The sequence below is a fragment of the Persicitalea sp. genome, from assembly GCF_041751555.1.
Lineage (GTDB): Bacteria > Bacteroidota > Bacteroidia > Cytophagales > Spirosomataceae > Persicitalea.
Map to the genome: position 1 here is coordinate 1 of NZ_JBGSXF010000737.1, position 3,474 is coordinate 3,474.

Sequence of the window (3,474 nt, forward strand, 5' to 3'; positions counted from 1 at the left end):
CGCCGCCCAGGAATTTTTCCAGTCGTAGTGCTTCACCCAGCCGCGCAGCCCGTCGGCATTCAGTAGCGGTTCAAGAAAGCGTAATTCGCGCTCCGGCTTTCGTCCCAAAACCCGTAATGCCCAGATGTTGCCGCGCGTGTAGTGCCAGACGGGTTCCATTTCAGAGAGTGAGCGGACGCGGTTTCCGTCGGTCGGGTTTCCCGAAAAGTACCCCTGCTCGGTTTGCCGCCGTTGGAATTGCTCCGCCCAGATATCCAGTTCCGCCGCCGGAAGGTTGGTCAATTCTTCGAACAAATCCAGCACGTGGGCGGCGTGGTAAGAGCCGTAGAAACTCTCGCCCTCGCCCGCTTCCTTGCCGTATATCCCCGGCGTGGATTCGCCCGGCGCAGCGCCCATTTTCATGGCGCGGACGAAGTTCAGCGAGGTTTCTTTAATGCGTTGGTAGCCGGGATTCTGCATTTTCTTGGTTTTTAGGTAAAACTTCCTTTTTCTTCCACCACCAAATCACCGCCCCGATAAACAGACACACCAGGCCCGAAGCGATGGAGAGCGCCCCACTGAGTTGGTCGTAGTAGAGCAGCCCCATGCCAATGAACAGCAGGGCAGAAAAGGCGAGGGAAATGGCATAGAGGTATTTCAGGGCGCGTTCAAAATTCTTGTCCACCGATGGTTTGTCCACGATGGGAGTATTCAGTTTTATAAACAAGTCATCCACCCGCGCGAGGTAGGCGGGCTTGCCGTAGTTCTGCAATCCGGAGGCGTAGAAAATCACCAGGCAGACGATTATTTCAATGGTCGTCGCCATTTCCCAGGAAAAATAAGCGGGCATGGCGTTTAAAATAATTCCGGTCAACGCGCCTACAATTACCGTGAGCATAGCCCCGCGCGGCGTAGCTTTTTTATTGACGATGCCCAGCACCAGCGGTACCCCCACGGGGATGGCGAAAATGCCCGTAAACAGTTTGTTGGCCTCGAACGCCCCGCCAAAATCGCTGATGAACAGCGCCCCGAGTAGTACCAGCAGCCCCACCAGCACGGAGGCAATTTTGGCGACCAGGAACAACTGCTTGTCGGTAGCGTTTTTGTCGATGAGCCTTTGGTACACATCTTTCGATAGCACACTGGCCACCACGTTATATTCAGCGTTGAGCGACGACATGGTGGCAGCAAACATCGAGGCAATCATCACGCCCATCAAACCGGGTGGCAACAGCATACTCGATATGGCGACGTAGGCCATTTCCTTGTCCGGCAGGTCGGGCATGAGGATCCGGCTCACAATGGGCGGCACCAGGAAAATGATGGGCGTTATCAGGAAAAGAGCGGCGGTCAGGTAGCCGACCTTGCGGGCTTCGCCCTCGTCGCGCACCGAGTAGAACCGCTGGATGAAAGTCCAGTTTTCGTTGTACTTGATGATGACCATCAGGTAATACACGCTCAGCCAGAAAATCTGCCCCTTCGGCCCGTTGAACCAGTCGAGGTGATCGGGAACTTTCTCCGCAATGACCGCAAAGCCGCCGATGTGGTCCAGCGACAGCCAGAAGAGCAGGATCGACGTGAAGAGCAGGATGATAAACTGCACCGTTCCCATGATCGAAACCGCCCACAATCCGCCGTAAAGGGTGAAAGTAATGACGATGACCGAGGAAATAACCATCGACATGGGTAGCGAAAGCGGCGTGACGGCGGTCAGGAAAATGCCGATAGCGTACAGCCGAACCGTATTGTCCAAAATCCGCATCAGAATGCCCACCCAGCCGACCGTCTGCCGCAGCGAGGCGTTGAAACGGGTTTCAAGGTACTCAACGGGCGTAGAAACGTCGGAGCGCCGCCACTTGGAGGCGAACGCGACAGCAGCGATGAGGCAGGCGGGTACCGTACTCAGCAGTACCGTGACCGACACCAGCCCGTGTTCGTAGGCGATGCCCGCGTAGGCCACAAAGATGAAGGTACTGAACAGCGCCATGAAGTTGCTGATGCCCGCCGCCACCCACGGCAACGCCCCCGAGCCTTTGGTGTAGGCGTTCAAATCCTTGACATACCACTTGAAAAACAAGCCGATCCCCGCCATGAGGACGAGGTAAAGCACGATGGCGACGTAGTCGAGGGTTACGAGGGAGGTCATGTTATAGGGGGACGTTGGATTTTGGACGTTGGACGCTGGATCGGTTCGCCGATGCGGTTGTGGTTGGATTTTTTGAAATTTTGCTACTAATTCAAAACCCCCTTCTCCGTCAGCACTACCGGATAATCCGCGACCGAAATGCCGATAATCTGCGTATCCCCGCCTACTTTCTTACAGTTGCCCTTTGGTATCTCGTAGATTTTTCCCGTGACAAGATCCAGCAAAACAGGATTTTTTATTGTTCCATTCTTAATCGTTACCGTTGTTATTTTAGGCTCGTAGGTGTCCTCCGGCTTGGCTTCGTTTTGCCAGATGGTGATGAGCGGCTTTCCGCCTTTTTTATAGGTAAAAATCGATTGGTTCTCTCTGTCGGAAGCCGCCAGATTATCTTTCTGCAACTCGACCTGACTATCGAAAAGCGAGAATATATTTTGGGCAGCCTTGTAAGCTAGTTTGGGTCGTTCGATGGTTTTGTCAGGATTGGTTTTCAGGATGCCTTTGGTATTGACGCCTACCATGTGGTCACCAGCAGCGTAGTGAATGTCGCTGATCGTGAAAAGGTTAGTGGCGATGCCGCGTCCGTGGTCACCCAGCATCCGGCGCAGATCCCACTTCGCTTGCATCAACTCTGACCAGTCCCAAGCACGTAAGGCACCGATCGTTACGGCCTTGGGTGTAGAGGGTGCGCCGTTTTCGCCTTGCATGAACTCAATATTGTCCTTGTAGCTCCACACCAGCTCGCGCAGTTTCTCGATCTGCGGATAGGAGGTATTTGGGTTGGGCGCGTAGCCGTGGTAGGTCAGTACATCCACATATTTCAGGCCGTCGTTTGCTCTCAGGTAATCCAGGAAATCACTCATAAAGTCCAGTTTGGTAACGCTCGCCATGCCCAGTGCAATGAGCCGGGCATCTGGTTGAATTTCCTTCACGATTTTGGCGGTGCGGAGGTAGAACTCTCCGATTTCCTGCCCGGTATGCTCCTTGTTAAGGTCCGGCTCGTTCCAGATTTCCCACTCGGGTACCTGACCTTTGTAGCGCGTCACCATCGCCCGCACCCACTTGTCCCAGGCGGTCAGCGCCTCTTTTCCCGTAGGGATGCGGCCCGCCAGCTTGGCCTCGCCGCCGCCTTCGTAAATGGGGTTTCCGTACGATAGCTCCACCCAGGGTGCGACACCCCGCGCGGCAGCATCAGGAATTACGGCGTCGAGCCAGCCGAAATCGTACTGGCCTTTCACTTTTTCGGTTCTGGCCCAGCCGCCCTGCAGGCGGATGCGCTTGGCCCCCAGTGGGCCGAGGTACTTTTTGTAGGACTGGTAGTCGGTGTAGTCGCGGTCCATCGTCTCGCCGCC

The 3,474-nt window shown here is 55.2% G+C and carries 3 protein-coding genes; all 3 read right to left on the reverse strand.

Features of this window, described 5'->3' with window-relative positions; translation table 11 throughout:
• A partial coding sequence (locus tag ACEW8P_RS25750) for a hypothetical protein (protein ID WP_373515931.1) occupies window positions 1-459 on the reverse strand: 459 nt, incomplete at its 3' end.
• The gene (locus ACEW8P_RS25755; RefSeq protein ID WP_373515932.1) at window positions 431-2,125 is read right to left on the reverse strand and encodes a sodium transporter; all 1,695 of its coding nucleotides are present in this window, start codon (window positions 2,123-2,125) and stop codon (window positions 431-433) included. The genes ACEW8P_RS25750 and ACEW8P_RS25755, both read right to left, overlap by 29 nt.
• A gap of 86 nt (window positions 2,126-2,211) precedes the next feature.
• Window positions 2,212-3,474 (reverse strand): hypothetical protein (locus ACEW8P_RS25760; RefSeq protein ID WP_373515933.1); only part of this gene is annotated, 1,263 nt, incomplete at its 5' end.